Annotated in this window: 23 protein-coding genes; 12 read left to right on the plus strand and 11 right to left on the minus strand. The window is 70.0% G+C overall.

Going from position 1 to position 26,094, the window contains the following annotated elements; genetic code table 11:
- Positions 1 to 153 precede the first annotated feature (153 nt).
- The gene (locus ABZT17_RS11565) at positions 154 to 1,731 is read left to right on the plus strand and encodes a hypothetical protein (RefSeq protein WP_356346829.1); all 1,578 of its coding nucleotides are present in this window, start codon (positions 154 to 156) and stop codon (positions 1,729 to 1,731) included.
- 116 nt (positions 1,732 to 1,847) lie between these two features.
- Here ABZT17_RS11565 and ABZT17_RS11570 read toward each other — a convergent pair whose 3' ends face one another.
- The 3 genes from ABZT17_RS11570 to ABZT17_RS11580 are packed head-to-tail and all read right to left on the minus strand — an operon-like array spanning position 1,848 to position 5,802.
- Positions 1,848 to 2,624 carry a trypsin-like serine protease gene (locus tag ABZT17_RS11570; protein WP_356346833.1) on the minus strand — a complete coding sequence of 259 codons (777 nt, stop codon included), beginning with the start codon at positions 2,622 to 2,624 and terminating at the stop codon, positions 1,848 to 1,850.
- The gene (locus ABZT17_RS11575) at positions 2,618 to 3,205 is read right to left on the minus strand and encodes a hypothetical protein (RefSeq protein WP_356346835.1); all 588 of its coding nucleotides are present in this window, start codon (positions 3,203 to 3,205) and stop codon (positions 2,618 to 2,620) included. Before ABZT17_RS11575 ends, ABZT17_RS11570 begins: the two co-directional genes overlap by 7 nt.
- On the minus strand, positions 3,202 to 5,802 hold the full coding sequence (locus ABZT17_RS11580) for a DNRLRE domain-containing protein (protein ID WP_356346837.1): 2,601 nt from the start codon (positions 5,800 to 5,802) through the stop codon (positions 3,202 to 3,204). The genes ABZT17_RS11575 and ABZT17_RS11580 overlap by 4 nt, the downstream gene beginning before the upstream one ends.
- A gap of 391 nt (positions 5,803 to 6,193) precedes the next feature.
- Here ABZT17_RS11580 and ABZT17_RS11585 point away from each other — a divergent pair, with 391 nt between their 5' ends.
- Together ABZT17_RS11585 and ABZT17_RS11590 are read left to right on the plus strand one after the other, a co-directional pair.
- Positions 6,194 to 8,014 carry a 5'-nucleotidase C-terminal domain-containing protein gene (locus ABZT17_RS11585; RefSeq protein WP_356346839.1) on the plus strand — a complete coding sequence of 607 codons (1,821 nt, stop codon included), beginning with the start codon at positions 6,194 to 6,196 and terminating at the stop codon, positions 8,012 to 8,014.
- 122 nt (positions 8,015 to 8,136) lie between these two features.
- Complete coding sequence (locus ABZT17_RS11590; RefSeq protein ID WP_356346842.1) at positions 8,137 to 8,430, plus strand: hypothetical protein; 294 nt, start codon at positions 8,137 to 8,139, stop codon at positions 8,428 to 8,430.
- Between the two features lie 11 nt (positions 8,431 to 8,441).
- Here ABZT17_RS11590 and ABZT17_RS11595 read toward each other — a convergent pair whose 3' ends face one another.
- The 4 genes from ABZT17_RS11595 to ABZT17_RS11610 all read right to left on the minus strand — a co-directional run bounded on the left by ABZT17_RS11595 (position 8,442) and on the right by ABZT17_RS11610 (position 13,867).
- Complete coding sequence (locus ABZT17_RS11595) at positions 8,442 to 9,092, minus strand: hypothetical protein (protein ID WP_356346844.1); 651 nt, start codon at positions 9,090 to 9,092, stop codon at positions 8,442 to 8,444.
- A gap of 112 nt (positions 9,093 to 9,204) precedes the next feature.
- Positions 9,205 to 11,664 (minus strand): glycosyltransferase, encoded by a 2,460-nt coding sequence (locus ABZT17_RS11600; RefSeq protein ID WP_356346846.1) that lies wholly within the window; start codon positions 11,662 to 11,664, stop codon positions 9,205 to 9,207.
- A complete protein-coding gene (locus tag ABZT17_RS11605) occupies positions 11,661 to 12,362 on the minus strand; it encodes a GntR family transcriptional regulator (protein ID WP_356346848.1) in 702 nt (233 codons plus the stop codon). The genes ABZT17_RS11600 and ABZT17_RS11605 overlap by 4 nt, the downstream gene beginning before the upstream one ends.
- A gap of 149 nt (positions 12,363 to 12,511) precedes the next feature.
- A complete protein-coding gene (locus ABZT17_RS11610; protein WP_356346850.1) occupies positions 12,512 to 13,867 on the minus strand; it encodes an aspartate aminotransferase family protein in 1,356 nt (451 codons plus the stop codon).
- Positions 13,868 to 14,123: 256 nt separating this feature from the next.
- On the opposite strand from ABZT17_RS11610, the gene ABZT17_RS11615 reads away from it, so the two are divergent.
- Positions 14,124 to 16,088, plus strand: coding sequence for a protein kinase (locus tag ABZT17_RS11615; protein WP_356346852.1), 1,965 nt, complete (start codon positions 14,124 to 14,126; stop codon positions 16,086 to 16,088).
- Between the two features lie 57 nt (positions 16,089 to 16,145).
- Positions 16,146 to 17,645, plus strand: coding sequence for a substrate-binding domain-containing protein (locus tag ABZT17_RS11620; RefSeq protein ID WP_356346855.1), 1,500 nt, complete (start codon positions 16,146 to 16,148; stop codon positions 17,643 to 17,645).
- A 37-nt stretch (positions 17,646 to 17,682) separates the two neighbouring features.
- Here the strand turns inward: ABZT17_RS11620 and ABZT17_RS11625 are convergent, their stop codons facing one another.
- Positions 17,683 to 18,432: an SLATT domain-containing protein gene (locus ABZT17_RS11625; protein WP_356346857.1), complete on the minus strand. Its 750-nt coding sequence runs from the start codon at positions 18,430 to 18,432 to the stop codon at positions 17,683 to 17,685.
- Positions 18,433 to 18,716: 284 nt separating this feature from the next.
- Here ABZT17_RS11625 and ABZT17_RS11630 point away from each other — a divergent pair, with 284 nt between their 5' ends.
- From ABZT17_RS11630 to ABZT17_RS11655, 6 genes are all read left to right on the plus strand, one after another.
- Positions 18,717 to 19,079, plus strand: coding sequence for a YbaB/EbfC family nucleoid-associated protein (locus ABZT17_RS11630; RefSeq protein WP_356347002.1), 363 nt, complete (start codon positions 18,717 to 18,719; stop codon positions 19,077 to 19,079).
- Positions 19,080 to 19,155: 76 nt separating this feature from the next.
- On the plus strand, positions 19,156 to 19,755 hold the full coding sequence (gene recR / locus ABZT17_RS11635) for a recombination mediator RecR (protein WP_356346860.1): 600 nt from the start codon (positions 19,156 to 19,158) through the stop codon (positions 19,753 to 19,755).
- A complete protein-coding gene (locus ABZT17_RS11640; RefSeq protein ID WP_356346863.1) occupies positions 19,748 to 20,410 on the plus strand; it encodes a DUF5063 domain-containing protein in 663 nt (220 codons plus the stop codon). Before recR ends, ABZT17_RS11640 begins: the two co-directional genes overlap by 8 nt.
- 36 nt (positions 20,411 to 20,446) lie before the next feature.
- A complete protein-coding gene (locus tag ABZT17_RS11645; RefSeq protein WP_356346866.1) occupies positions 20,447 to 20,620 on the plus strand; it encodes a hypothetical protein in 174 nt (57 codons plus the stop codon).
- Between the two features lie 350 nt (positions 20,621 to 20,970).
- Positions 20,971 to 21,951: a hypothetical protein gene (locus tag ABZT17_RS11650; RefSeq protein WP_356346869.1), complete on the plus strand. Its 981-nt coding sequence runs from the start codon at positions 20,971 to 20,973 to the stop codon at positions 21,949 to 21,951.
- A gap of 50 nt (positions 21,952 to 22,001) precedes the next feature.
- A complete protein-coding gene (locus ABZT17_RS11655; protein ID WP_356346871.1) occupies positions 22,002 to 22,580 on the plus strand; it encodes a Uma2 family endonuclease in 579 nt (192 codons plus the stop codon).
- Positions 22,581 to 22,609: 29 nt separating this feature from the next.
- Here the strand turns inward: ABZT17_RS11655 and ABZT17_RS11660 are convergent, their stop codons facing one another.
- The gene (locus ABZT17_RS11660) at positions 22,610 to 23,329 is read right to left on the minus strand and encodes a sulfite exporter TauE/SafE family protein (protein ID WP_356346874.1); all 720 of its coding nucleotides are present in this window, start codon (positions 23,327 to 23,329) and stop codon (positions 22,610 to 22,612) included.
- Between the two features lie 143 nt (positions 23,330 to 23,472).
- Here ABZT17_RS11660 and ABZT17_RS11665 point away from each other — a divergent pair, with 143 nt between their 5' ends.
- Entirely contained in the window at positions 23,473 to 23,976 is a 504-nt protein-coding gene (locus ABZT17_RS11665) for an SgcJ/EcaC family oxidoreductase (protein WP_356346877.1), read from the plus strand.
- On the opposite strand, the gene ABZT17_RS11670 is transcribed toward ABZT17_RS11665, so the two are convergent.
- Both ABZT17_RS11670 and ABZT17_RS11675 read right to left on the minus strand, forming a co-directional pair.
- Entirely contained in the window at positions 23,942 to 25,312 is a 1,371-nt protein-coding gene (locus ABZT17_RS11670) for a HAMP domain-containing sensor histidine kinase (RefSeq protein WP_356346880.1), read from the minus strand. The two genes, ABZT17_RS11665 and ABZT17_RS11670, sit on opposite strands and share 35 nt — an antisense overlap.
- The gene (locus tag ABZT17_RS11675; protein ID WP_356346882.1) at positions 25,309 to 26,016 is read right to left on the minus strand and encodes a response regulator transcription factor; all 708 of its coding nucleotides are present in this window, start codon (positions 26,014 to 26,016) and stop codon (positions 25,309 to 25,311) included. Before ABZT17_RS11675 ends, ABZT17_RS11670 begins: the two co-directional genes overlap by 4 nt.
- Positions 26,017 to 26,094: the final 78 nt, after the last annotated feature.

A 26,094-nucleotide genomic window follows, 5' to 3' on the forward strand; every position in this document is an offset into this window, starting at 1 on the left:
CCGGCCGACCTGGCACGGCGGCGGTCTCACGGATACCCGTCGGACATCCCGATGGACAGGTGGACGGCCGTCGTGCACCGGGTACGTACGCCTGTTCGTCGGGCGGCGGTTGCCCGGGCGCAACCTTCCGGTGGTTTGGCGTGTCCACGTTGTGTGCTGAGACTACGCAGAACGTATCGGACAGCGGCAGCCGCCGCTTTCGCGAGTGCCGCGCTGGCGCTCGCGACGCCGGCGGCGCACGCCGCCGGAACGACGCTCGTCCTGGACACCCAGGAGAACTACTACCTGCCGACCAGCGGCGAGGGACCGAACCTGAACCTCGGCATCACCGCCTCGGGCGGGGACGCCCATGACGTCTCGGTCGCGGTAGACGCGTCGTCACTCGCCGGGAAGGCGACGATGGAGGTCACGGGGGACTGCGTGAGCACCGGCTCCCTCAAGATCAAGTGCGATGTGGGCCCGCTGTCGGGCAAGGAGTCGATCGACCCGTTCTTCCTGAAGCCCACCGCGGCCGCCAAGGCGGGTGACACCGGTGTCATCACCTACACCGCCACCGCCTCCGACGCGCCCACCGTGACCGGGAAGACGGACGTGATGGTCGGCGGCCCGAAGCTCGTCGCCCGGCCCTACCCGGCGCTGAAGGGCATCGCGCCCGGCGCCGTCTTCGAACGCACCCCGGCCTTCGCCAACACCGGCACCGCGCCCGCCGGCAAGGGCGTCATGCTGCTGGTGCAGGACTCCGTCGGCGTCTCCCTCGCCCACGAGCACTCCAACTGCCACTACGCGGACTCGCCCGAAGCCGGCGCCTGGTGCCGCTTCGACACCCCGGTCGCGCCCGGCACGGCGTACAAGACGGACGTGCCGCTGCGCTACAGCGCCTCCAACGACACGATGTACGGCTACAACACCTACGTCGTGTGGCCGGTCGGCGGCACCGCGCCCGACTCCTTCGACCCGTCCGCCTTCCCGAAGACCGGCACCGGCGCACCGCTCGGCCTGAAGTCCGTCCCCTCCGGCTCCGGCTTCACCGGCTCCGGGTACGGCACCTTCGCCACCACCCAGCACGCCGACTACGAGGCGCTCGGTGACACGGTCGAGGGCAAGGTCGGCGACACCGTGAGCATCACCGTGGGGGTGCAGAACACCGGACCGGGCCGGATGGGCTTCCCCTGGTCGGACGCGGACAACTCCGGCACCTTCGTGGTCACCCCGCCTGCCGGCACCACCATCACCGGCGCCCCCGGACCCAGCGAGCAGGGCGACCCCGGGCCGCTGTGGAACTGCACACCGCGCAAGGCCGGCGCGAAGAGCTACACCTGCGCCATCGCCAGCACCGACTTCCGGCCGGGTGACTCCGTGACCCAGGAGTTCAAGGTGCGGATCGACCGGGTCGTCCCCGGCGCGCGGGGCAGCGTGAAGGCGGTGGAGAACCCCGACTACCCCAACCGTGACGACGACACGGCGAACGACACCGCGGCGATCGATGTGGAGGCCACCGGCTCGGCCCCGTCCAGCCCGTCGCCCAGCGCCTCCGCGTCCCCGTCGGCCACGGCCACCGCCGGTTCGTCCGGCTCCGGGTCGGGAACCGGCGGTACGACGACCGGCGGCGGCCTCGCCGCCACGGGCGCCGACGGAGTCCTGCTGCGGGCGGGCACCGCCCTCCTGCTGGTGGCGGGCGGCGCGGTGGTGTTCCTGACGGCGCGGAAGTCGCGGCCACAGAGCGGCCGCTGACGCCCGGACCGGCATTCCTTCAGCCAGCACCAAGGGGGTACGGGCGTACGGCGGCGGGCGTTGGAATTCGCGCTCGATGGCCTTGGTGAGTGGTCGGCCGCCGTCGGCGCAACCGCTCAGCGCCCCCGTACCCACCCTCCGAGCGAGCCCGCCCGCACATACACCCCCACGTCGTTCACCCGGCAGCTCGGGCCCCAGCTGACGATCCCCAGCACGGCCGCCGGGCTTCCCCCGCTCAGGAGCGGGCTGCCCGAGTCGCCGGTGCAGGTGTTGCGGGTCGCGTCGGGACCGGGGACGGCGCAGAGTTGACGGTCGGGGTACGGGGTGATGCCCAGGGCGCGTTGAGCCGCGGTGCAGCGGTTCGCGGGCACGAACCGCAGGGGCACGGCTGTGCGGCGGCAGGGTGCCACCCCGCCGTAGCCGTTCCTGCCCCAGCCGAACTCGGTTGCCGTGGCGGGTGTTTGGTCCCCACGCGCGGGCAGGCGGGCCGGAGTGGTCCTCGCCCGGCCGGTCAGGACGAGGAGTGCGGCGTCCGTGCCCCTGCCGGACGGGTACAGGATGATCCGGCGGACGTGCATCCGGCTGCCCGGCACGGGGGCGTTGCGGCACAGGTTGTCCGCTCCCACGACGGCGTCCACCGTGCCGGGCCGCCGCACCCGGACGCAGTGCGCGGCGGTGAGCACCAGGTCGGAGGCGATGAGCACGCCTCCGCAGAACTGCCCGTTGAACAGGTCGCCGGCGGGCGAGGAGGCGTTGACCAGGGCGACCACCGGGCTCGTGTCCGGTCCCGTCGGCGCGGTGGTGGCGGTGACGCCCGGGGTGTCGGCGGACGTGACCGACATCCCGAGCGTCATCAGCAGCGCCGCTACGACGAGCCGTAGGTGCTTCAGCACGCCTTCTTTCTGGTTTCCACGCTGAGGCTCAGGACGTTGTACCAGCGGTACCTTTTGCTGCCGACGTGGTAGTCCACCATCACGTGTTTCATCCCTACATGGGAGGTTCCCGTCACGCGGATCGCCACCACGAGGTTGTGCGTGAGCTTCGACTTGTCGGATTGCGGTGCGATGGTCGCCCCCGTCGCCTGTCGGCGGTGCTGCCAGCCCGTACCGACGTCGTCGAGGTTGGACTTCGGCGGCGGGTAGTGGAGTGCGTAACCGATGAAAGTGTTCGCGGCGGGCACGATGACTGCATCGACCACTCGCACGCCGTGTGCCTCGGTAAGGCCGACGCTGTCGACGACGACCTTGCTCTTCCCGTAGTTGTGCAGTTCGTCCCCGCCGAACGTCAGCGTGGCACCCGGCTTGGCCGGCAGGCACACGTCGCCCGATCCGGCGTCGTTGTAGTCCGGCCCGTTGAGCGGACCGTCCCCCGAAGGGGTGCCGGGAGCGGACGAGCAGCCTGTCCCCAGCACGAGTGCCAGGGCCAGAGCGCTGGCCCGCCCTAGCAGCCGCCGTCGTGGCGGAGTGGTGATCACGGCTTGTACCCTCTCACCGTCGTGGTGGCCACGAAGTTGTACGGATGCTGGCTGCCGGGCGCCCCGCCGGTTCCGCAGATGTAGCGGTTGGCCTTGAACGTGTACACCACGGTCGTCTCCGAGGAGTAGCCGGTCTCCGCCGAGAGGTTGATTCCGATGGCGTCGCCGGTACTCGCCCCGTCCGTCCACGTGACGGCCTTGGACGTGGTCCGGGTGAACTTCGCGTCCTTGGGATACTGAGCGCAGGTCGTCGCCTTCGGCGTCGACGCGGAGACGATCTTCTCGCCGCCGTAGTAGTACCGGGCCCGCACCTCGTAGTGGTAGGTGATGACGCTGCCATGTCCACCGCTCACGCAGGCCATCTTGTACTTGCCGTAGTCGTACTCGGACTTGTAGTAGACGCCTTTGTGGTTCCCATACGTCGGGTAGTCGTTCGTGACGGTGCTCTCCTTGGAGACGCTTCCGCTGGCGTCGAAGCTGCCGTAGGCCCCGGTGATGGAGCTGCCGACGCCAAGCGAGCTGGAGGCGCCCTTCGTGTAGGAGAGCGTGTGTTGCACGCCCGTCGTGGCGCTGTACGTCTGGCCGACGATGACCCATTTCGGGCCCAGGTCCTTCGTGAGGGTTCCGGTGCAGGCCTTGGCCACGCCGGCGGAGTCGGAGGTGTCGGCCGCGCTCGCCGCCGCGGCGGCGTCATCGGCGGCGGAAGGGTCCGCGCTGTCCGGGCTGTCGCTGACGGAGACGGGCGTGTCGGTTGTGTCTTCGGCCGTGGCGGACGTCTCGTCGGTGTCGGACGTCGTGACCGGCGCGGACTCCAGGACGAGCGTGGCGCTCACCGGGGTCTGGGTGTCGGCGCTCGACATGCTGCTGTCGGTATCGGGATTCGTGGTGGTGGCGGCCAGGTAGGCGGTCGCGGTCCCTGAACCAACCAATTTCCGCGGGAAGTTGAAGGTCGCCTCGTCGTCTCCCGAGTAGGCGACGGTCTCGAAGTTGACCGTGCCGTCGCTCGCCGCCTCCGGTGCCGCCAAGTCGGCCGAGGCAAGTCTCAACGTGTAGTTCCCGGAGCTGTCGGCGATCGCCTTGGCCACGGGCTGCAGCTTGACCGAGTCGCCTTCTTGGAGGGCTGCGTCCGTCTCGTTGTCCGGCCATGCGTAGAGGACGACGTCAGCGCCCGCCACAGCCGTACCATCCGCTTTTTGCACGGTGCCGCTGCTGACCACGGGGGTGCTGAGGGAAGCGGAGTCGGTGATGCCGGCGAGTTCTGCCTCCTCGTACGTGACGCTCAGGTGCGGTTCGACCGAGTCGTCCCCGGCGATGTAGTTCGCCGAGCGGTAGCGCCGCCAGGTGAGGGAGTCGGTCTCGTCCACGGCCCGCAACTGGAGGCCGTAGTTCGGGGCGCCGTCGGCCCAGGCCTGCACGATGCCGTCGATGTCCCAATGGCTGTACGCGGCCGGGCAGTCGGAGGAGGAGTAGCCGTGGGCACCCTTGTTGACGACCTCACCCGCGCTCGTGACGGTCGGCATCGCGCTCCAGGTGATCGCGGAGGGATCCCAGTCTGAGGTGATGCGCCGCACGCGGACCCCGGAGCCCGCGGTCGAGCAGGTGGAGGACCAGTAGGAGTACAGCTTGAGGTCGGTGTCGACGATGTGGGTGCCGGTGAACTCGGAGGTGTCGAACTTGAGGAAGGCGCGGGCTCGGTGGGTTCCGCCATCGTAGGTTCCGACGCGAAGCTCCCCGGAAGAGCGCTGCGAGTCCGTGTAGTTGGGGTCTTCCAGCCAGGTGTCCGTGGTCACCGCGAGCGTGGTGGTCGGGTCGATGGTGAGCGGGTAGGTCACTTTCGTCGAGTCCAGGAAGCCGGAGTCCGGAGTGAGGACAAGGACCTGGCCCGAGCTGGTGTCCTCGATCTTCGACTCGACCTTGGTGTCGTGCGCTGGCAGACCGGAGGTTGCGTTGAGGGAGGAGTCCCACATGTGCGGGGCGGGCGCGTCGGCGACGGTCTTGCCGGTGGCGTCGGTCAACAGCAGGTGGCCGGCCTCGTTCTGAGAGACCTTGAGTCCGCCCGACGTGGTCAGCGGTATCCGGATGGTCAGCGGACCGTCCGGCCGCTTGTGCAGGATGACCTGTTCCGAGAACCCGCTCGGGAGCGCGGTCACCAGGAGGTCGCCGCCCGCGGCGGCGTCCCCGTAAGTGGCGATGTTTCCTTCCAGTTCCGGTGCCGGAAGGTCCTTGCCGAGGGAGAGCGACAGGGATTTGGCCCCGTCCTGGAGCTCGGCGAAAGGTCCGGATCCGCCGTCCGAGAAGTGCAGTTCGGCCGGTGTGGCGTCGGGTGTCACCGCCGTGCCGGTGTCGGCGAGCGTGGTGTTCACCGGGGTCCACGCCCCGTCCTTGCGGACCCGGATCGGAGCGTCGTAAACATCCGTGGTCAGAGTGCCGGACGGGTTGGCCCAGGTCGTCGAGGTCTCGGTGCGTTTTCCGGTCACCTCGACCCGGGATCCCCGCTCCCTGGCCGCGGCCAGGGCGGAACCGGTGTCGGGCTCGGAGGTCGCGGCGGCCGCCGACGTGGAGTGCGTTGCCCCGTCGGCGAACGCGGTCGCCGTCATGCCGCCGCCGGTCGCGGTGAGTGTCAGGCCGAGGCCGAGTACGGCGATACGGGATGTGAAATGTCTGGACCATGACAAAGTTCGGGTGAGTCGCATACGGAACCCCCGTGGCTCGATTTCCCCCTGATGCGAGGAGCGGCTCACGCTAAACCGCCCCGCAAGTCACACCAACACCTAACCTTCACATTTACTTCTTACTTGGCCCTCAATTTGCCGCCCCTTGACGGGAGTTGCTCACCTGAGGTCCCGACTTGTTGGTCAGGTCATGCGCATCTTTGACCTGTCCATGACTTGTTACTGGTTCCGCGCGTAATAGAGGGACGTAACTATCTACGCGGGTAGCCCCGCATTCCGCTCCCTCTCTCGTCCTCTCCCGTTCCAGGAGCCTCGCATGCCCGTCAGTCCCATGAACCGTCGGCAGTTCGTGAAGAAGTCGGCCGTCACCGGCGCGGCCGTCGCCGCCGCGGGTGCGGTCGGCGCCGGCAGCGCCCAGGCCGCCGAGCTCGGCAAGCCCGAGAAGACCCCGAAGACCTGGTCGTTCTCCATCCTGGGCACCACCGACCTGCACAGCCACGTCTTCAACTGGGACTACTACAGCAACAAGGCCTACTCGGACAGCAAGGGCAACACCTACGGCGTCGCCCGGATCGCCACCCTGGTCAAGCAGCTGCGCGAGCAGAAGGGCGAGGAGCGGGTGCTGCTCGTCGACGCGGGCGACATCATCCAGGGCACCTCGCTGGCGTACTACTACGCGAACGTCGACCCCATCACCGGCAAGGACGGCAGGCGGGGCCCGAAGCACCCCATGGCCGTGGCCATGAACGAGATGCGCTACGACGCCGCCGCCCTCGGCAACCACGAGTTCAACTACGGCATCGACGTGCTGCGCGCCTTCGAGCGCCAGTGTCACTTCCCCCTGCTCGGCGCCAACGCCCTGGACGCCAAGACCCTGCGGCCGGCCTTCCCGCCGTACACCGTCAAGCGCATCAAGGTGCCGGGCGCGCCCGACATCAAGGTCGGCATCCTCGGCCTCACCAACCCGGGCATCGCGCTCTGGGACAAGGACAACGTCAGCGGCAAGATGGTCTTCCCGGGCCTTGTCGAGCAGGCGAAGAAGTACGTGCCCAGGCTGCGCGCCCTCGGCTGTGACGTCGTCTTCCTCACCGACCACTCCGGCCTGGACGGCTCGACCTCGTGGGGCGACGAACTCCCGTACGTGGAGAACGCCTCCAACCTGGTCGCCGAGCAGGTCCCCGGCATCGACGCGATCCTCGTCGGCCACACCCACGTGGACGTCCCGACGTACACGGTGAAGAACGAGGAGACCGGCGAGGACGTCCTGCTGTCCGAGCCCTACTGCTACGGCTACCGCCTTTCCGTCTTCGACTTCGAGCTCGAACTCCACCACGGCTGCTGGAAGGTCACCGGCAAGACGGCGACCACGCTCAACAGCAACACGGTCGCGGAGGACGCGCGGATCACGGAACTCCTGGAGGCCGACCACGAGTTGGTCGTCAAGTACGTCAACACGGCGATCGGCACCTGCACCGAGGACATGTCGACGGCGGAGGCCTGCTGGAAGGACGTACCCGCCATCGACTTCATCCACCAGGTGCAGATCGAGGCGGTGAAGGCGGGCCTGTCGACGGCGGACGCGGCCCTCCCGCTGATCTCCGTCGCCGCCTGCTTCAGCCGCACCGCCGACATCCCGAAGGGCGACGTGACCATCCGCGACGTCGCCGGTCTCTACATCTACGAGAACACGCTGTACGGCAAGAAGCTGACGGGCGCCCAGCTCAAGGACTACCTGGAGTACGCGGCGAAGTACTACCACCAGGTGCCGTCCGGCACGAAGGTCGACACCTCGACGCTGACCAACGCCAACAGCTTCTGGGACTACATGTACGACACGGCGTCCGGCGTCTCGTACGACATCGACATCGCGCAGGCCGAGGGCTCGCGGATCAAGAACCTCACCTACAACGGCACGGCCGTCGCCGACGACCAGGTCTTCGTCGTCGCGGTCAACAACTACCGCGCCAACGGAGGCAGCGGCTACCCGCACATCGCCGGCGCGGAGGCCGCGTACAGCTCCACCAACCAGGTCCGCGACCTGATGGTCGCCTACGCCACGGCGAAGGGCACGATCGACCCGTCGACGTTCGCCGCGACCAACTGGAAGCTCACCCAGGACGGGACGGCGGTGTTCTAGGACCCCCGCCCGCCGGGCACGGGCCCTCCGGGAGGCTCCTCCGGGCCTCCCGGAGGAGTGCCGGGCATTTCGGGCTTACGATGTGAAAGGCGCGTATCGGTCGACAGAAGAAGGTGAGTGCGATGCGCGTAATGCTGAAGGTCTGTATGAACACCGAGAAGACGAACGACGCCATCCGCAACGGCACCTTGGGCAAGCTGATGCAGGAGTCGCTCGAACACATCAAGCCCGAGGCGGCCTACTTCACCACCGATCACGGCAAGCGCACCGCGTTCCTGTTCTTCGACATGCAGGACAGCTCGCAGATGCCGGCCCTGGCGGAGCCGTTCTTCCTCGACATGGACGCCGAGGTCACCTACACCCCGGTCATGAACGTCGAGGACCTGCAGAAGGGGCTGTCGCAGATCGGCGGCTGACCTCGGCCGTCTCAGCTGAAGACGATCATCGACCCCTGCGCCAGACTCCGCGTCGCCGCCGCGTGCAGGCCGAGCCACACGTGGCGCTCCCGCGCGAAGGGGCTGGGATCGTACGGCGCCGGGACGGCCGGCTCCTCCAACTCCGTGGGGGCGCGCGGCGGTTCCGGCGGGGCCGGGGGGTTCGCCGGGTCGATGCCGATCGACGGCGCCACGTACTCCAGCTCCCGCAGCAGGGCCTGGGCGCTGCCCAAGGGGCCGCCGCCCGCAAGGAGTTCGTCGTTGGACAGCGGCTGGGGGAAGTCGACGGGGACGTAGGCGCCCGCGTGGTCGTAGTGCCAGACCAGGTGCGACTGCTGGGCCGTCGACTCGAACATCTCCAGCAACTGCTCGTAGTCGCCGCCCAGTTCGTCGACCGGCGTCACCGGAAGGCCGCACACCTGGAGCAGGTAGACCCGGCGCAGGAAGTGCAGCGCGTCGTAGTCGAAGCCGGCCACCGGGGCGACCTCGCCGGACAGGCCCGGCATGTACTGGTACACCGGCACCGGCGGGAGCCCGGCCGCGGCGAGCACGGTGTTGTACTGCGCGAGTTCGTCGGCGAACGGATTGTCGGGGGTGTGGCACAACACGTCGACGAGCGGTACCAGCCACAGGTCACAGGCCAAAGAGGGCTCCTCACACGCAGCAATCACCTATCGAGGGTGGTCAAGGCAGGGTAGTCGGTGCGGCCCGTGGGCGACCCCCTTCCTACGGTTCGGGCGGCCCGGTTCGTACGGTTCAGGTGCCCTTGTGCAGGTCCCATACCCACACCCCGTCCACCCACTTCCCGTCACGGCCCACCAGTTCCGTCACGGCCCTGCGCAGCCGGTCGTCGTTCGGCTGCGGGGCCACCACCAGCGCGCCCGCCTTCCAGTACGCGAGGTCCCGCTTCGCCTGCGCCCGCCAGTTCTCGCCGATCTCCGGGATCACGCCGGTGTAGCGGACGTCACGCAGCAACTGCGAGGTGTAGCGGGGCGCGGCGCCGTAGATGCCGATGCGGTCCTTGCCGTAGGGGCCGTTGAAGTAGCCGCCGGGCATGCTGAAGCCGAGGCCGGCCTGCTCCTGCCAGTGCAGCTGCTCCGCGTACCCGGAGTCCGGCAGCGGCACGGTGACCAGGGACTCCCCGGTGCGGACGTACGACTTCCAGGTCCCGTCGGTGAAGAAGGCGGGGGTCACCGGGCGCTCGACCGTCTTCAGCGGGGCCGGGATCAGGGGCAGCAGGGCGAGGCAGACGCCCAGCAGGCCGAGATACTGCGCGCCCCGTTCGCGGGTGGCCGCCAGCCGTTCCAGGGCGAGCGCGAGCAGCATGCCCAGCGCGGGCGCGCAGACCATCGCGACCCGGCCCTCGATCACCGACTCGAACAGCGGGATCTTGGCCGGCAGCGCCCAGGGGCCGGGGTAGACCTCGTCCGTCATCGGGATACGGAACCTCGGCCCGAGGGAGAGCAGCGCCGCGCCCACCGCCGTCACCGCCAGCGCCTTGACCAGGGCCCGCTCCCACAGCCGTACGACGATCGCGAAGGCGAGGGCGACCAGCGGCCAGCCGTAGAAGGCGTTCTGCTCGGTGGGGTTGAGGGAGAGGGCGTTCGCGCGTTCCGCGCTGCCCGCGACCAGGGAGCGCTCGGCGAAGGAGAGCAGCGCGAGGGGGCTGTTGCCGGCGTTGTCGCCGTGCAGGATGCTCTTGTAGCTCTGCGGCCCGCTGAACTGCCAGGTCAGGGCGTAGGCGACGAGCGGCAGGCAGACGGCGGCCGCCACCCCGAGGCCCTTGAGCAGGGGCCGCCACGCCCGCTTCGCCACATCCCTCCGTACGACGGCGTAGGCGCCGGCGAACAGCACCAGGCCGATGGTCGACAGGAGCAGCGGCTCCTCGCCGAGGAAGATCTGGTACGTCGCCATCAGGCCCAGCACGACCCCGTCGCGCACCACCCGGCCGTCGCCCTCGCACAGCCGCAGGGCGCGGTCGATGATCAGCGGGATCATGAAGAGGATCACGAAGTTGGGGTGCGCGTTGGCGTGGCTGACCATGGGCGGGGCGAAGGCGGCGAGCGAGGCACCGAGGAAGGCCGCGGGGCGGTGGCGTACGACCCGCTTCCTGATCAGCCAGTACCAGGCGACGCCGGTCGCGGCGAGGCCCAGGGTCATGGCGGTGCTGAGGGCGACGGCGGGGCCGGCGAGCAGGGTCAGCGGCGCGAAGGGCACGGTGACGCCGAGCATGACCGTGTTGGCCATGAGGTTGACGCCGTCGGGGAAGCCCTGGAGGTCGGAGAAGAGGGGGTTGTGGAGGTGGGCCAGGTTGTGGGCGGTGACCGCGAAGAACCACTCCCACTGGTTCTGGTCCTGGAGGGAGTCGGGGAGGTAGCGGTGGTTCGGGTCGAAGAGGCGGCCCGAGTACAGGGCCATCGCCATCAGCAGGAAGAGGAGGATGGCGAAGAGGTCGGCGGGGCGCAGGGCGCGGGCGCGCAGCACGATCAGTTCGGCGAGGACGCGGGGGTAGTCCAGGGTGCGGACCTTGGAGCCCGGCTGGTGGGACCAGTGCACGGGCACCTCGGCGATCCGCAGGTCGGCGCGGTGGAGGTGACGCAGCACCTCGACGTCTATGCCCCAGCCGTCGATCCGGGAGGCGGCGAAGGCCTCACGGGCGCGGTCGCCCTCGAAGAGCTTGAAGCCGCACTGGGTGTCGCGTATGCCGGGCAGGGCGGCACGGCGTATCAGTAAGTTCCCGGCGCGGCCCAGGAGTTGACGTACCGGATGCTGCCGTTCCCCGATGACCGCGCCCGGCACCGAACGGGAGCCGATCGCCGCCGAGTTGCCCTCACTGAGCGCCTTGTCGAGCTTCTCCAGCTCCTCGATGGGCGCGGCGAGATCGGCGTCCGTCACCAGCACCCGCCGGCCCCGCGAGGCGGCGACACCGATCCGCAGCGCGTTGCCCTTCCCGCGGTTGCGGGGGCTGGTGATCAGCCGGATGCGGGCGTCGGCGTGCGCGGAGACGACGTCACGGGTGCCGTCGGTGGACCCGTCGTCGGCGACGACGATCTCCCAGCTGCCCCAGTGGCCCTGGTTCTCGGAGAGGTAGCGGGTGACCGCGTCCAGGGTGGGGCCGAGGCGGTGCTCCTCGTCGTAGGCGGGGATGACGACGGAGAGGTCCACCGTGCCGTCGTCCGCCGGGAGTTCCAGCGCCTCGGTGTCTGTCGCGCTCATCGCTCGGCGAGTCTCTCGATCAGGGCCAGGGAGTGGGCGTTGTAGCCGTCGACGATCGAGCGGGCCCGGGGGGTGTCCCGGTGGGAGAGGGCGTCGACCAGATCGGTGTGACCGGACCACAGGGCGCCGCGCAGATCGGTCAGACGGCGCAGGTGCTGGACCGCGCAGACCCAGGACTGGACGCGCAGCCGGTGCAGGAAGTCGGCGAGGTAGGGGTTGCCGAAGAGGATGCCGAGCTCGTGCCAGAAGCGCAGGTCGTAGCCGATCAGCACGGTCAGGTCACCGGCCAGCGAGGCCCGCTGCGCCTCCTCTCCGCGCCGTCGTACCCCCGCGAGGGCGGCCGTGGCGCGGGCGTCGTCGTGCGGCGGGAAACGGCTCTCGTCGCCGTCCAGGGCGCGGAACATGCCGTCGGTGATCAGGCTGCGGGCCTCGACGATGCCCCGGTAGTCGGCGACCGAGTACTCACGGACGTGGAAGCCGCGGTGCTGGTCGGCGTCGAGCAGCCCCTGCGCGGACAGGTCGACCAGCGCCTCGCGCACGGGCGTGGCGGAGACCCCGTACTGCTCGGCGATCTCCTTGACGGTGAACTCCTGCCCGGGCTGCAACCGCCCCGCCAGCACCTCGTCTCGCAGCGCGTCGGCGATCTGCTGTCGCAGGGTGCTTCGGGTGACGGCGCCGTTGCCGCTGCTGGCGGGCATGGAATGGGCGTCTCCTCGTCGCGGTGGGGTGGCGTGCACGGCTATATGTACGAGCACGCCACCTTACGCGTTCGGGTTCCCGCCGTTTACCCGCGTAGCTGTGGAGATGCGGTGCGGCGCCCGAGCGGCCGCACCCCCCGCCACAGGCCCTACACCGTGTACTCGTCCGCCACGGTCAGCGCCGCGTCCAGCGCCGCGAGGCCCTCCTTCAGCTCGGCCTCGGTCACGTTGCAGGGCGGCACGACATGGGTGCGGTTCATGTTCACGAACGGCCAGATGCCGTGCTGCCTGGCCGCCGCCCCGAAGGCGGCCATCGGGGCGTTCGCCTCACCGGCCGCGTTGTAGGGCACGAGCGGCTCGCGCGTCTCCCTGTTCCGCACCAGCTCGACCGCCCAGAACATGCCGACCCCGCGGACCTCGCCGACGCTGGGGTGCCGTTCGGCGAGTTCGCGCAGGGCGGGCCCGAGGACGCCCTCCCCGAGCCGCTTGGCGTTGTCGACGACACCTTCCTCCGCCATCACCCCGATGGTCGCCACGGCGGCGGCACAGGCGAGCGGATGCCCGGAGTACGTGAGCCCGCCGGGATACGGCCGCTTCCCGAAGGTCTCGGCGACGGCACCGGAGATGGCGACACCCCCCAGCGGCACATATCCGCTGTTCACGCCCTTGGCGAAGGTCATCAGATCCGGTACGACCCCGAAGATGTCCGCCGCGAACCACTCCCCGGTCCGCCCGAACCCGGCCATGACCTCGTCCAGGATGAAGACGATCCCGTACTTGTCGCAGATCTCCCGTACGCCGGCGAGATAGCCCGGCGGCGGGACCATGATCCCGGCGGTCCCGGGGATGGTCTCCAGGATGATCGCGGCGACGGTGGCCGGCCCCTCGAAGGCGATGGTCGTCTCCAGGTGCTCCAGCGCCCGGGCGCACTCCTGCTCCTCCGTCTCGGCGTAGAACCGCGACCGGTACAGGAAGGGCGCCCAGAAGTGCACCACCCCGGCGGCACCGCTGTCGGATGCCCAACGCCGGGGATCGCCGGTGAGGTTGACGGCCTGCTGGGTACCACCGTGGTACGACCGGTACGCCGACAGCACCTTGGGCCGCCCGGTGTGCAGCCGGGCCATCCGTACCGCGTGCTCGACCGCGTCCGCGCCCCCGTTGGTGAAGAAGATCTTGTCCAGATCCCCGGGCGTCCGCTCGGCGATCAGCCGTGCCGCCTCCGACCGTGCCTCGATGGCGAAGGCGGGCGCGAAGGTGGCCAGGGTCGCGGCCTGCTCCTGGATCGCGGCGACGACCTTCGGATGCCGGTAGCCGATGTTGGTGTAGACGAGCCCGCTGGTGAAGTCGAGGTACCGCTTGCCGTCGTAGTCCCAGAAGTACGACCCCTCCGCGCCGGCGACGGCGAGCGGGTCGATGAGCTCCTGCGCGGACCAGGAGTGGAACACATGCGCACGGTCCGCGGCCTTCACGGCGGCGCCGACCTCGGGGGTGGGGTGAGGGGTCATGCGGGGGAGCGTAGGAGCCCGGTGGGACCGGACGACATCGGCGTCATGTCTGCGGTCCGAGCGTTTCCGCGACAGGTTGTCGACACCGGATCGATCCGGCCTCCCGTCGTGCGCCCCGTCGGGAACCGCTCCCGCCCACGCGACCGCTCCCCCCCGTTACGGAACCGTAGACACCGCCCCCGTCACCTCCTCTTACGCCCGCACTATCGTGGGGTCGTCGCACCGGTGCGTATCGGGGGATTTCGGGGGGCCTGGGATGGAGAAGCTGGCGGGTGGTGATCCGCGGCGGATCGGGGCGTATCGGCTGCTGGCCCGGCTGGGGGCCGGCGGGATGGGGTACGTGTATCTCGCCCGGTCGGACCGCGGCCGTACCGTCGCCGTGAAGCTGGTGCGCGAGGAGCTGGCCGCGCAGGAAGAGTTCCGGGCGCGGTTCCGGCAGGAGGTGCAGTCCGCCCGGCAGGTCGGCGGGTACTGGACGGCGCCCGTGCTGGACGCGGACACCGAGGCGGCCGTGCCGTGGGTGGCGACCGGGTATGTCGCCGGGCCGAGCCTGCAGCAGGTGGTGGGCCACGACCACGGCGCGCTGCCCGAGCGGTCCGTGCGGATTCTGGCGGCCGGGCTCGCGCACGCGCTCAAGGACATCCACGCCGCCGGGATCGTGCACCGGGATCTGAAGCCGTCCAATGTGCTGGTGACGATCGACGGGCCCCGGGTCATCGACTTCGGGATCGCGCGGGCGCTGGAGACGGTCACCGACGGGGGGCTGACCCGCACCGGCGCGCTCGTCGGATCGCCCGGGTTCATGGCGCCCGAGCAGGTGCGCGGCGACCGGATCACACCCGCCTGCGACGTCTTCTGCCTGGGGTCCGTACTGGCCTACGCGGCCACCGGCGCCCTCCCCTTCGGCACCGCCAACAGCGGTGTGCACGCCCTGATGTTCCGCATCGCGCAGGAGGAGCCCGACCTGGAGGGGGTGCCGGAGGGCATCGCCGACCTCGTACGGGACTGTCTGAGGAAGGACCCGGCCGCCCGGCCGGGCCTCGACCAGGTCCTGGAGCGCAGCGGCGCGGAGGACACCGTACTGGGCGGACGCTCCCGCGACCCCTGGCTGCCGAGCGCGCTGGTGGCCCAACTCGGGCGTCACGCCGTTCAGTTGCTGGACGCGGAGGACCCCGAGCGGACGGGTGAGGTGCCCACCGGGCAGCCCGCGCCCGAGGCGTCCCCCGAGCATGGCTCCGTGTCCGAGCCCGGCGCCGGGACGCCCATGGGTCCGCCCCCGCCCGGCCTGCCCCCCACCGGCGCGCCCCCCGCCCACCCGCCGACGCAGATCGCGGGCCGGCCTGCCGCCGAGCCCCCGGCGCCCACCCCACAGGGCCCCGCACAGACACCCCCGTCCGGCCACCCCGCCCACGGCTACCCCCAGCAGCAGCCGGCCTACGGCACCTCCCCGCAGCAGCCCGGCTTCGGCACGCCCCAGCAGCAGCCCGGCTACGGCTACCCGCAGCAGCCGCCCGCCTACGGCTACCCCCAACAACCCACCGCCTACGGCCCCATGGGCCCCACCCCGCCCTACGGCCCCGCTCCCTACACCGGCCCCCTCACCCCAGCGCCCCAGGAGCCGGCCCGTAGGAGCGGCCGCTCCACGATCGCCCTGGTCGCCGTGGCCCTGGTCGTCGCGCTCGGCGCCGGCGCCTCGGTCTACGCCCTCATGAACGGCGGCGGTGACAGCAAGGACGACAACAAGGCGGGCCCGGGCCCGAACGTCACGGCGTCTCCGGCCACCGGAGGCACTGGCGGCACCGGCCCGCAGCCGTCCCAGGGCACCCCCTCCGACTCTCCCTCCGCCTCCGCCTCCGGTGCCTCCGCCGACGGCGCCGTCCCGACCGGCTACCTCGGCACCTGGACCGCGACCATCACCAACAAGGACGGCGAGAACACCCGCCAACTCACCATCCAGCAGGGCAAGGTGGGCGACGCGGTGCTGTCCCTGGTCGCCGACGGCCCCACCTCCAGCGGCACCTACCACTGCGTCTTCCAGGCCCGGCTCACCCAGGACCCGGGCGGCGACGGGCCGTTGGAGCTCGGCCCCTCCACCGTCGCCTCGGGCGACGCCGGTTACTGCAAGCCCGGCGACCCCACCGAGATCAGCCTCCTCGCGGACGGCAGCCTCCAGCGCGTCAACACCAGCAACGGGGAGAGCCTGAAGTACACGAGGGAGTAACCCCAAGTACCGCTGGCCGCAAGCCTGTTGGAGCCATACGACCGTACGGTCGTGTCGGTGGGATGGCTGAGCGCAGAGAACGTCGTGGCCGTGGGCACCGCGGTCCTCGGCATCGCCGCGTCCGCGGTCACGGTCTGGTACGAGCGCCGGGTACCGCGCCGCAGACGGATCGGCTACCGGGTGCAGATGGACAGTCCCATAGGCGACGGCCTCCAGCTGGGCCAGGCCCTGCCCGGCGCCACTCTCGTCCTGATCCGGGTCGAGAACGACGGCTCGCAGGGCATCGACCGCGACGACTACACCAGCCCCGGCGCACAAGGGCTGACCGCGGTCTTCGGCGAGCGCACCATCAAGGGCGTCTCGGTCACCCAGCCCTCCGACGCCGCCCATCTGATGGACCACTTCACCGCCGAGCGCGGCTTCCACTACCAGGACGGCACCAACACCCTGCACATCCCGCCCGTCCCCCTCAACCGAGGCGACCACTACAAGCTGCTGGTGCTGCTGTCCGGCGGCCCCGTCGGCAGCCCGGTCCAGCTGAGCGGCGGCATCCGCGAGGGCCAGGTGCACAGCAACCGCAGCGCCACGCCCGACGACAAGCCGCCCCTGTTCAGCCGTGCCGCCCGGTTGATCACCCTCACTCTCACCCTCAGCGTCCTCGCCCTCGCGGTCATCGTCGTCGCCCGCGACGACACCCCGGCGCCGATCGGCTGCGAGACCGGCACGCTGAAGGTGACCGGTTCGACGGCCTTCGCCCCCGTCGTCGAGGAGCTGGCGAAGGCCTACGAGAAGAAGTGCCCGGGCTCCGCCATCACGGTCGACGCGCGCGGCAGTTCGGCCGGTGTCAACGCCCTCACCCCGGGCGCTCATGACGTCATCGCCTTCTCCGACGGCCCCGCGATCGGCGCCGACACCAGCAAGCTGCTCGGGACGCGCGTCGCGCTCTCCGTCTTCACCCTGGTCGTCAACGACGGCATCCGGCTGCCCGCCGGGGGGCTGTCCCTGAACGACGTACGGCGGATCTACCGCGGCGAGGTGACCCGCTGGAGACAGCTCGGCGCCTCCCTCCCCGACACCCCGATCGTCCTGGTCAGCCGTAACGCCGACTCCGGCACCCGGCAGATCTTCCAGCGCCGGGTGCTCGGCACCTGGGAGCGGGTGCCCAGCACCTCACTCGACTGCGTCCACAAGGACGACACCTCCGCACCGGTCATGCGCTGCGAACTCGACTCCACGGACGCCGTGCTGGCGAAGGTCGCCCAACTCCCCGGCGCCATCGGCTACTCGGAGCTCACCCTCGCCACCGGCCGCCGCGGCCTGCACCCGGTCCCCCTCGACGGCGCGGCGCCCTCCGTCGAGGCGATCGAGTACGGCCGCAGCGACTACCCCTACCGGGGCGTCGAGTACGCCTACACCTACGGCCGGGTCCCCTCCGGCTCCCTCGCCTCCGCCTTCCTCGCCTACCTGGGCGAGGGCACCAGCGAGAACATCATCCGAGCCCACGGCCACCTGCCCTGCTCGGCGACGGCGTCGTCAGGCCTGTGCGCACGGGACTGAGGGGGCCGGAGCCGGGGGACCCGCGGCTCAGGTCCCGTCATCGCGGCTCCGGCGGCCGCTGCCTCGGCATGTTCGGGCGGCCGTTCGTGCCCGGCGGCACCGTGAAGCGGCCCTGGGGGCCGGTCGCCTCCTGGCGTACCGCGCCCGTGCCCGCCGACTGGATTCCCATCGGGGCGGAGCCCGTGCGGAACTCCACCATCCAGTCGGCCGTCTCCGTGCGCACCAGCTCCGTCACGTCCTCCGAGAAGCGGCGCAGCACGGCCAGGCACCGCTCGGCGGCCTCGCCGGCCGTGCCCTCCGTCGGCCCCAGCACCTCCCGCACGCTCTCCGTCGCCCAGTCGAACTGCAACACCTGCAGCCGCCGCTGCACCGCCTGCGCCGTCGCCACATCCCTTATCCACCCGGACGTCACCCCGAAGAAGCGGTCCACGGCCACACACGCCACCGCCAGCAGCAGCGCCAGATACCCCCACGCGGCGACCCCGCCGACCACTCCGGTCAGATCCAGCAGCGGCAGCGCGGCCCCGGTCACCGCACCCGCCGCCGCCCCGCCCCGCAGCACCCGTGCGCCCCGCCGCTTCCACACCCGGTCCGCGAGATACCAGGCCGCCGTCTCCAGCGCCCCACGCTCCACCCACCGGTACAGGTCGTACAGCCGTTCGGCCGGCTCGCCCCAGTCCCCGAGCGGGAACGAACGCCCGATCAGATCGCCCGGCCGCACCCCGGCCGCCCCCTCGCCCCGACCGTCCTGAGGCGGACCCTCGGGCTGCATCTCCGGCTGACCCACCCGGCACTCCCTACTGATCACGGCCGCTCACGTTGCGTGACAACGGATCTTGCCTCGTTGTCGACGCGGGACCTTCCTACCGCCCAATGGGTGGCGAGGGCGCGCCTTTCGCCTCTTTTCCGCCCGCAAGAGGGTCTTGATCAGGTATGGGAGTCACGGCGATCTCACTCGAAAGAGTGGCGGGGCGATGGCCGCACGGACCACGTAGGCTCGTGCACAACGGAAGCGGTGCGTGAAGCACACATGAAGCACAGCGGATGAAACGACGAGACCAGGAGCTGATCGTGATTCCCGGTGGTGGCCAGCCCAATATGCAGCAGCTGCTCCAGCAGGCCCAGAAGATGCAGCAGGACCTGCAGCGGGCGCAGGAGGAACTGGCACAGACCGAGGTCGACGGACAGGCGGGCGGCGGTCTGGTGAAGGCGACCGTCACCGGCTCCGGCGAACTGCGCGCCCTGAAGATCGACCCCAAGGCGGTCGACCCGGACGCCGCATCCATGGAAGAGACTGTCGAGACCCTCGCCGATCTGATCGTCGCCGCCGTACAGGCCGCCAACGAGAACGCGCAGACCCTCCAGCAGCAGAAGCTCGGCCCGCTGGCCCAGGGCCTGGGCGGCGGCAGCGCCATCCCGGGCCTGCCGTTCTAGGACCCGGGCCTGCCTTTCTAAGAGGGGCCGCGGCCAACTACCGTACGTACTGGAAGACTCCAGAAAGGGCAGTCCGTTGTACGAAGGCGTGGTGCAGGACCTGATCGACGAACTGGGGCGGCTGCCCGGCGTCGGTCCCAAGAGCGCCCAGCGGATCGCCTTCCACATCCTGCAGGCGGAGCCCACGGACGTCCGGCGGCTGGCCCAGGCACTTCTCGAAGTGAAGGCGAAGGTCCGCTTCTGCGCGATCTGCGGCAACGTGGCGCAGGAGGAGCTGTGCAACATCTGCCGCGACCCGCGCCGGGACCTCTCCGTCATCTGCGTGGTGGAGGAGCCGAAGGACGTGGTCGCCATCGAGCGCACCCGTGAGTTCAGAGGCCGCTACCACGTCCTCGGCGGGGCCATCAGCCCGATCGAGGGTGTCGGACCCGACGATCTGCGTATACGAGAACTTCTCGCGCGGTTGGCCGACGGTACCGTCACGGAGCTGATCCTGGCCACGGACCCGAACCTGGAGGGCGAGGCCACCGCCACCTACCTCGCCCGCATGATCAAACCCATGGGCCTCAAGGTCACCCGCCTGGCCAGCGGCCTCCCGGTGGGTGGCGACCTGGAATACGCGGACGAGGTCACCCTCGGCCGCGCCTTCGAGGGGAGACGACTTCTAGATGTCTGACGCCACGCTGCACGACACCACGCAGGACCCGGACGACTTCGCGGTCCAGATCGCGGACCAGGTGGAGAGCTTCCTGGTCGCCGTCACGGAGGTGGCGAAGGGCGACGAGCCCGACTCGGCCGTGCCCTTCCTCCTCCTGGAGGTGTCCCAGCTCCTGCTGGCCGGCGGCCGCCTCGGCGCGCACGAGGACATCGTCCCCGACGAGCGCTACGAGCCCGACACGGGTCCGGACGCCGACGTGGACGAACTCCGCGAGAACCTGGCGCGGCTGCTGGACCCGGTGGACGTGTACTCGGAGGTCTTCGACCCCTACGAGCCCCGCAAGGCCCCGGTCCCGGCCCGTCTCTCCGACGACCTCTCCGACGTCATCACCGACCTCCGCCACGGCATGGCCCACTACCGCGCCGGCCGTGTCACCGAGGCCCTGTGGTGGTGGCAGTTCTCCTACTTCTCCAACTGGGGCCCCACCGCCTCCGCCGCCCTGCGCGCCCTCCAGTCCGTCCTGATCCACGTCCGCCTCAACCAGCCCCTCCAGGAACTGGACGGCCTCGACACGGACCAGCCCCCCATGGGCGACGAGACCCTCGAGTTCGAGGCGGGCCAGGTGATGGCGGAGGAGATCGGGGGGCCGTTGGGGATGCGGCCGGGACACTAGGGGGCCTCCCCTCCCAGGCCCGGACGGCGTCTCATCGTGTCGGACGACGAGGACCGCGACGACAAGGACCACATCGACTTCAAGGGCGCCGAGTTCCACGCGCCGGTCGTGGGCGTGGCCACCATTCCGGCGGGGCTCTGGCCCTCGAACCCATGCTGCTGGCCCTGGGAGTCCCGCCGGCGGTCCTCGTCACCTCCCGGCACACCCTGACTGCGGACACGGAGTTACGCCTGAAAGGCGTTCGTTTCCGCTGTTCAGCCCGGAGCTTGAGCCTCGGGCTTCGAGCTCCTCCATTGGGTTTTGGGTTTCTGGGTTGGTTGAAATCCAACCCAACTAACAGAGTCTGCACGTGAGTTGAGACGGCACGCCTCGATAGTATTACTTTCCGTGATCGAGTTGCGCCGGAGCGTAAAGTCGCTCTAGGTTCGCGGCAAACGTGCAAATAGTTCGGCCCCGGTCGGTGCGCCAACACCGGCTCCGGGGCCTGACCTGACGATCGAGAGCCTTCGACCGTGGCTTACAACCAGACTAGCCCCGCCCTACCTTCTCCGTCGCACCCGATGGCCAAAACGGGTTACGGAAAACGCCCTGCCGGTGACGAAGACCCGCACGCGGACTCGGACTTCGCACATCTGAGCCCCCGTGACCGTGAGATCGCCGTCTTCGTCGACCATCTCGACGAGGGCCACGCGATGGGCTACAAGGCGATCGCCGCCGCCCACCCCCGCTACGGCCAGCAGGCCGTACGCAGTTCGCTGGGGCGCATCACCCTCGCCGGCCACCTCCGCTGGATCAAGGAGCACCTCACCAGCGAGGACAACTCAATGCGCTGGGTGACACGCACGTACTGGTCGCGTACGAGCAGGTCGGCCGAGTGGTGGGCCGACTTCGCCCGGGAGCGGCACGGCAAGGACGTGACCGAGCGCTACATGCCAGGGCTCGCGCGGGTCGAGGAAGAGGCGGTGGCGGAGGCGGAGGTCGTGGCGGAGCAGCCGGCTGCCGAGTCGACTCCGGACGAACCCTCCGTGGAACAGCCGAGCGCCGCCTTTCTCACCCTCGCCGAACTCCAGGCTTTCGACGCCCGTATGCCCCTGTCCGACCGCGACTGCCGGGCCCTTGAGTCCCTCGCGGCGGAATGGCTGGCGCGTGGTGCGACGACGTACGACCTCACGAAGGCCCTGACCGATGGGCTCCCGCCCGTCGTCACCAACCCGGGCGGGTTCGCCCGTAACCGATTGGAGAGCAAGATGCCCCCGAAGGCGAAGATCCGGCAGAAGGCCGCCCGGCGGGGCCGGGTCAGCCGCGTGATCATGGCCTGCGGTCTGTGTGACGCGGACGAGCGGACGACGAGGATCGTGAGCGGGCTGTGCGAGGAGTGCCTGGCCGAGATCGAGGCCGAGGGCCCTGTGTACGTGCGGGGGGCCGTCCCTGAGACGTTCCTGCCAGGTCCGCGTGACTCCGGAGGCCTCCCCGGCGCCGACGAGGTCATCGACGTGACCGAGCGGGTCGATGCCCTGCGCCGCGCGGCGGGGCTGTTGTGAGCGTGCAGGACGTGCCGGTCAGGGCACCATGGAGTCGAGGAGGCGACGCCATGACCCCCAGGACCGAGCACCGGCCGCAGATGTCCGTCGAGGAGTTCGAGGAGCTGGAACGCCATGCCCCGGAGAACGTGCGGCTGGAGTTCATCAAGGGAAAGGTCCAGGTCAAGCCGGTGACTGACGGCAACCATGACCAGATCATCGCCTGGTTGCAGAGGCTTTGCATGCAGCATCGCCCCGAACTCTGGCTGTACGGCGACCGTGGGATGAAGGTCGAGCGTTACCGTAAGGGACGGGCTCGCCCAGACGGCGTTCTCGCGCCGTTCGGTTTCCCGTCAGGCCATGGGGATTGGTCCGAGGCGGCAGGCGCGCTCATGGCCGTCGAGGTGACGTCGCACGATTCCGATACCCACCAGCGCGATCGGGTGGAGAAGCCCGAGGGCTACGCGGCTGCCGGCATCCCGGTCTATCTCCTGGTCGACAGGGATGACTGCTCTGTCATCGTGTTCAGCCAGCCGGAGGACGGCCGATATCGCCGTGAGGAGAAGCTGCCTTTCGGAGCGACAGTCAAGCTTCCGGACCCGGTGAGCATCACCTTCGACACCGGACCACTGAAGGGGCTCGTGGACTGAGCTATCCGGGGACTGCGCGGGGTAAGCCCTCACAGTCCCCAAACCCCCTTCCCCACCGCCGTGACCCCACCCGCCAACGCCAGCCACAGCACCAGCAACCGTGCCCCCCTCTCCGGTATCCGTGAGGCGAGTTGCCGGCCGATCACACCGCCCGCCGCCATCGCCGCGACCACCGCGACCCACCTGCGCGCGCTCAGCTCCGGCACCCCGTTCGACGCCACCGAGAAGGCGTTCACCACCACGCCGTAGAACATCGCGTTCGGGACGAACTCCCGGGTCGTCCAGCCCGCGTTGACGGCGTACAGGGAGAACGGGGGGCCGCCCACCCCCGCCGCGGCGTTCATGAAGCCGCCCACCGCGCCGGCCGCGATCGCGCCCCGGGTGTGGCGCAGCGCGGTCACCCGCGCGCCCCGCATGACCAGCAGGACGGCCACGGTGACCAGACCGCCCATGACCAACAGCAGCCAGGGCGCGGGGAGTCGGCGGGTCAGCCAGGTCCCGGCCGGTACCGTGCAGGCCGCGGCCACGCACAGGGGGACCATCGCGGCGGGCCGTACGCTCCGCAGGCCGCCCGCGAGCCCCAGGAGACAGATCGCCCCGGCCGCGCAGTTGGCGAGGACCACCCCTTGCGTCGGCCCCAGCAGCAGCGCCAGGGCGGGCACGGCGACCAGCGCGAAGCCCATGCCGGTCAGCCACTGCACGGACGAGCCGAGCAACACCGCCCCGGCCAGCAGAAGATCGGTGACCACGCGCTCACGTCCTGTGAATTGGGTGTCTCCTGGATCTGCGCTGTACCTCGCCTGCACGGGCCCTAACCAGCGAGAAGCGAGGCTGGAGTCACTCCCCCAGCGGGGAGTCGAAAGAGCCGGAACCGCCTCGAACTGGAGCCACGATGACCCGTCGTACCGCGACCAAGCGCGCGGCCCTCGTCACCGCCACCGCCCTTCTCACCGTCGGTACCGTCGGTACGGTCGCCGCGACCGCCGGGCCGCAGCACAACGACAGCAAGCCCAGCAAGGCGCAGATCGCCGGGCTGTTCAACACCTGGAACAAGGCGCTGCAGACCGGTGACCCGGAGAAGGTCGCGGACCTCTACGCGAAGGACGCGGTGCTGCTGCCCACCGTCTCCAACAGGATCAGAACCGATCACACCGGGATAGTCGACTACTTCGAGCACTTCCTGCAGAACAAGCCGGTCGGCAAGAAGATCGACACGATCGTCAACGTGCTCGACAAGAACTCGGCGATCGACACCGGCATCTACCAGTTCACGCTCACCGACCCGAAGACCGGTGAGAAGAGCGTGGTCAAGGCCCGCTACACGTACGAGTACGAGAAGCGGGGCGGGAAGTGGCTGATCGTCAACCACCACTCCTCGAAGATGCCCGAAGGGTGATGACCACGCACAGACCGCCGTCGGGCGCGTCCCTGAGGGCCACCGTGCCGCCGTCGTCCGTCACCAGTTGTCTGACGACGGCCAGGCCGAGGCCCGAACCGGAGCGCCCGGTCAGGCCCTGACCGCGCCAGAAGCGGTCGAAGGCGCGGGACTTCTCCGCGTCGGACATGCCCGGACCCTCGTCGAGGACCGACAACACCACTTCCTCGCCCTGGGGTTCGGCCCGGACGGTTTCGACCCGGACGGTGATCGTGCCGCCGTCCGGCGAGACCTCCAGCGCGTTCGAGAGCACGTTGTCCAGCACCTGTTCCAGATGACCGGGGCTGGTCAGCACAGCCGGCCGGCCGTCGACACCACTCCCCCTGAGCGCGATGGTGACTCCGCGCTCGTCGGCGGCCGGCCTCCACACCGACAGCCTCTCCCGCACGATGTCCACGAGGGACAGCGGTTCCGCCGCCGTCACCTTCGCCTCCGCCCGGGCGAGGACCAGAAGTCCGTTGACGAGACGGCTCATCCGCACCACCTCGGCCGTCGCCTGCTCGACGTCCTCGCGGACGAACTCGTCGTCGACGCCGTCCGCGATGTTGTCCAGGGAGAGCCTCAACGCCGTGAGTGGTGTGCGGAGTTGATGCGAGGCGTCGGCCACGAAGATGCGCTGCGAGGCGATGAGGGTGTCGAGGCGTTCGCCCGCCTGGTTGAGCGTGCGGGCCAGGGTCTGGGTCTCCGGCGGACCCTCCACCGGGCTACGGGCCGTCAGGTCGCCGTCGCTGAACTTGCTGGCCATGTCGTTGAGTTGGCGCAGCGGACGGGTGATACGGCGGGCCGCGACCGCGCCGATCGCCGCCGCGGCACCCAGCACCAGTACGGCGAGCCCCGCCCTGAAACCCCAGATCTGCCAGAGCCGCCGGGTCATGTCCGAGGTCGAGTACACGATCCGTACGGCCGCGTCCCCCTGTGCGGGGACGGTCACCGTCAGATGCCTGCCCCAGATGAAGTCCGAGCCCCAGTCGGTCGTCGGCTCGTTCCGCTCCACGGCCCGGGTCAGCGCCGCGTCGCCGGACGGCCGCGGCAGGTCGGGGGCGCAGTCGGCGGTCGCGGTCACCTCGACATAGCCGGGCGTCCTCTCCCGGTAGGCCCTGGCCACTTCGGTCAGCGCCCCGCACGAGATGCGGTCGCCGCCCCCCAGCAGCAGCGCCATCGTGTTGGCCTCGCGCAGCACGGACTGCTTGGTGTCGTCCCGCAGCTGCTGGGTGAGCGTGAACGCGACCGGCACCGTGAACAGGAAGATCGCCACCGCGACCAGCAGGATGTAACTCCGGATGAGCTGCCGGTTCACGAGGCCCCGCTCGCGCCCACGTCGTTCACGATCTCCAGACGGAACCCGACCCCTCGTACCGCCTCGATCGTGACCGCGCCCGCGAGCTTGCGCCGCAGCGCCGCCACATGGACGTCCAGCGTCTTGGTCGGCCCGAACCAGTTCGCGTCCCAGACCGCCTCCATGATCTGCTCGCGCGTCATCAGCGCGCCCGGCTCCTCGGTGAGGAAGGACAGCAGGTCGTACTCCTTGGGGGCGAGGGCCACCTCCTCGCCGTCGAGCCGGACCCGGGCCGCCTTGCGGTCGATGGTGAGCCGGGTGCCGTACTCGTCCGCCGCGGTCTCCCCCGAGGAGGAGGAAGGGTTCGTACGAGGACGCACGCGCCGCATGACCGCCCTTATCCGGGCGATCACCTCCCGCACCCCGAACGGCTTGGACACGTAGTCGTCCGCGCCGAGCTCGAGCCCGACCACCCGGTCCGTCTCGTCGCTGCGCGCGCTGATCACGATGATCGGCACATCACCCCGCTCACGCAGCGCCTTGCAGACGTCCAGCCCGTCGGTGTCGGGCAGACCGAGATCGAGGAGTACGACGTCGTAGGGGCCCTCGTGGGCGAGTGCCGCGCCGCCGGTCGAGACCCATTCGACCTCGAAGCCGTAGCGGGTCAGGCCACGGCGCAGGGACTGGGCGACCGGTTCATCGTCTTCCACCAGGAGTACGCGCACGCAACGCACATTAGTGCTTGAAACTTAATTCACAATCTTCACTGTGACCCGGGGCACTTTCGGAGTGGCGGGGGCCGG

It is taken from the genome of Streptomyces sp. NPDC005648, assembly GCF_040605395.1.
GTDB lineage: Bacteria > Actinomycetota > Actinomycetes > Streptomycetales > Streptomycetaceae > Streptomyces.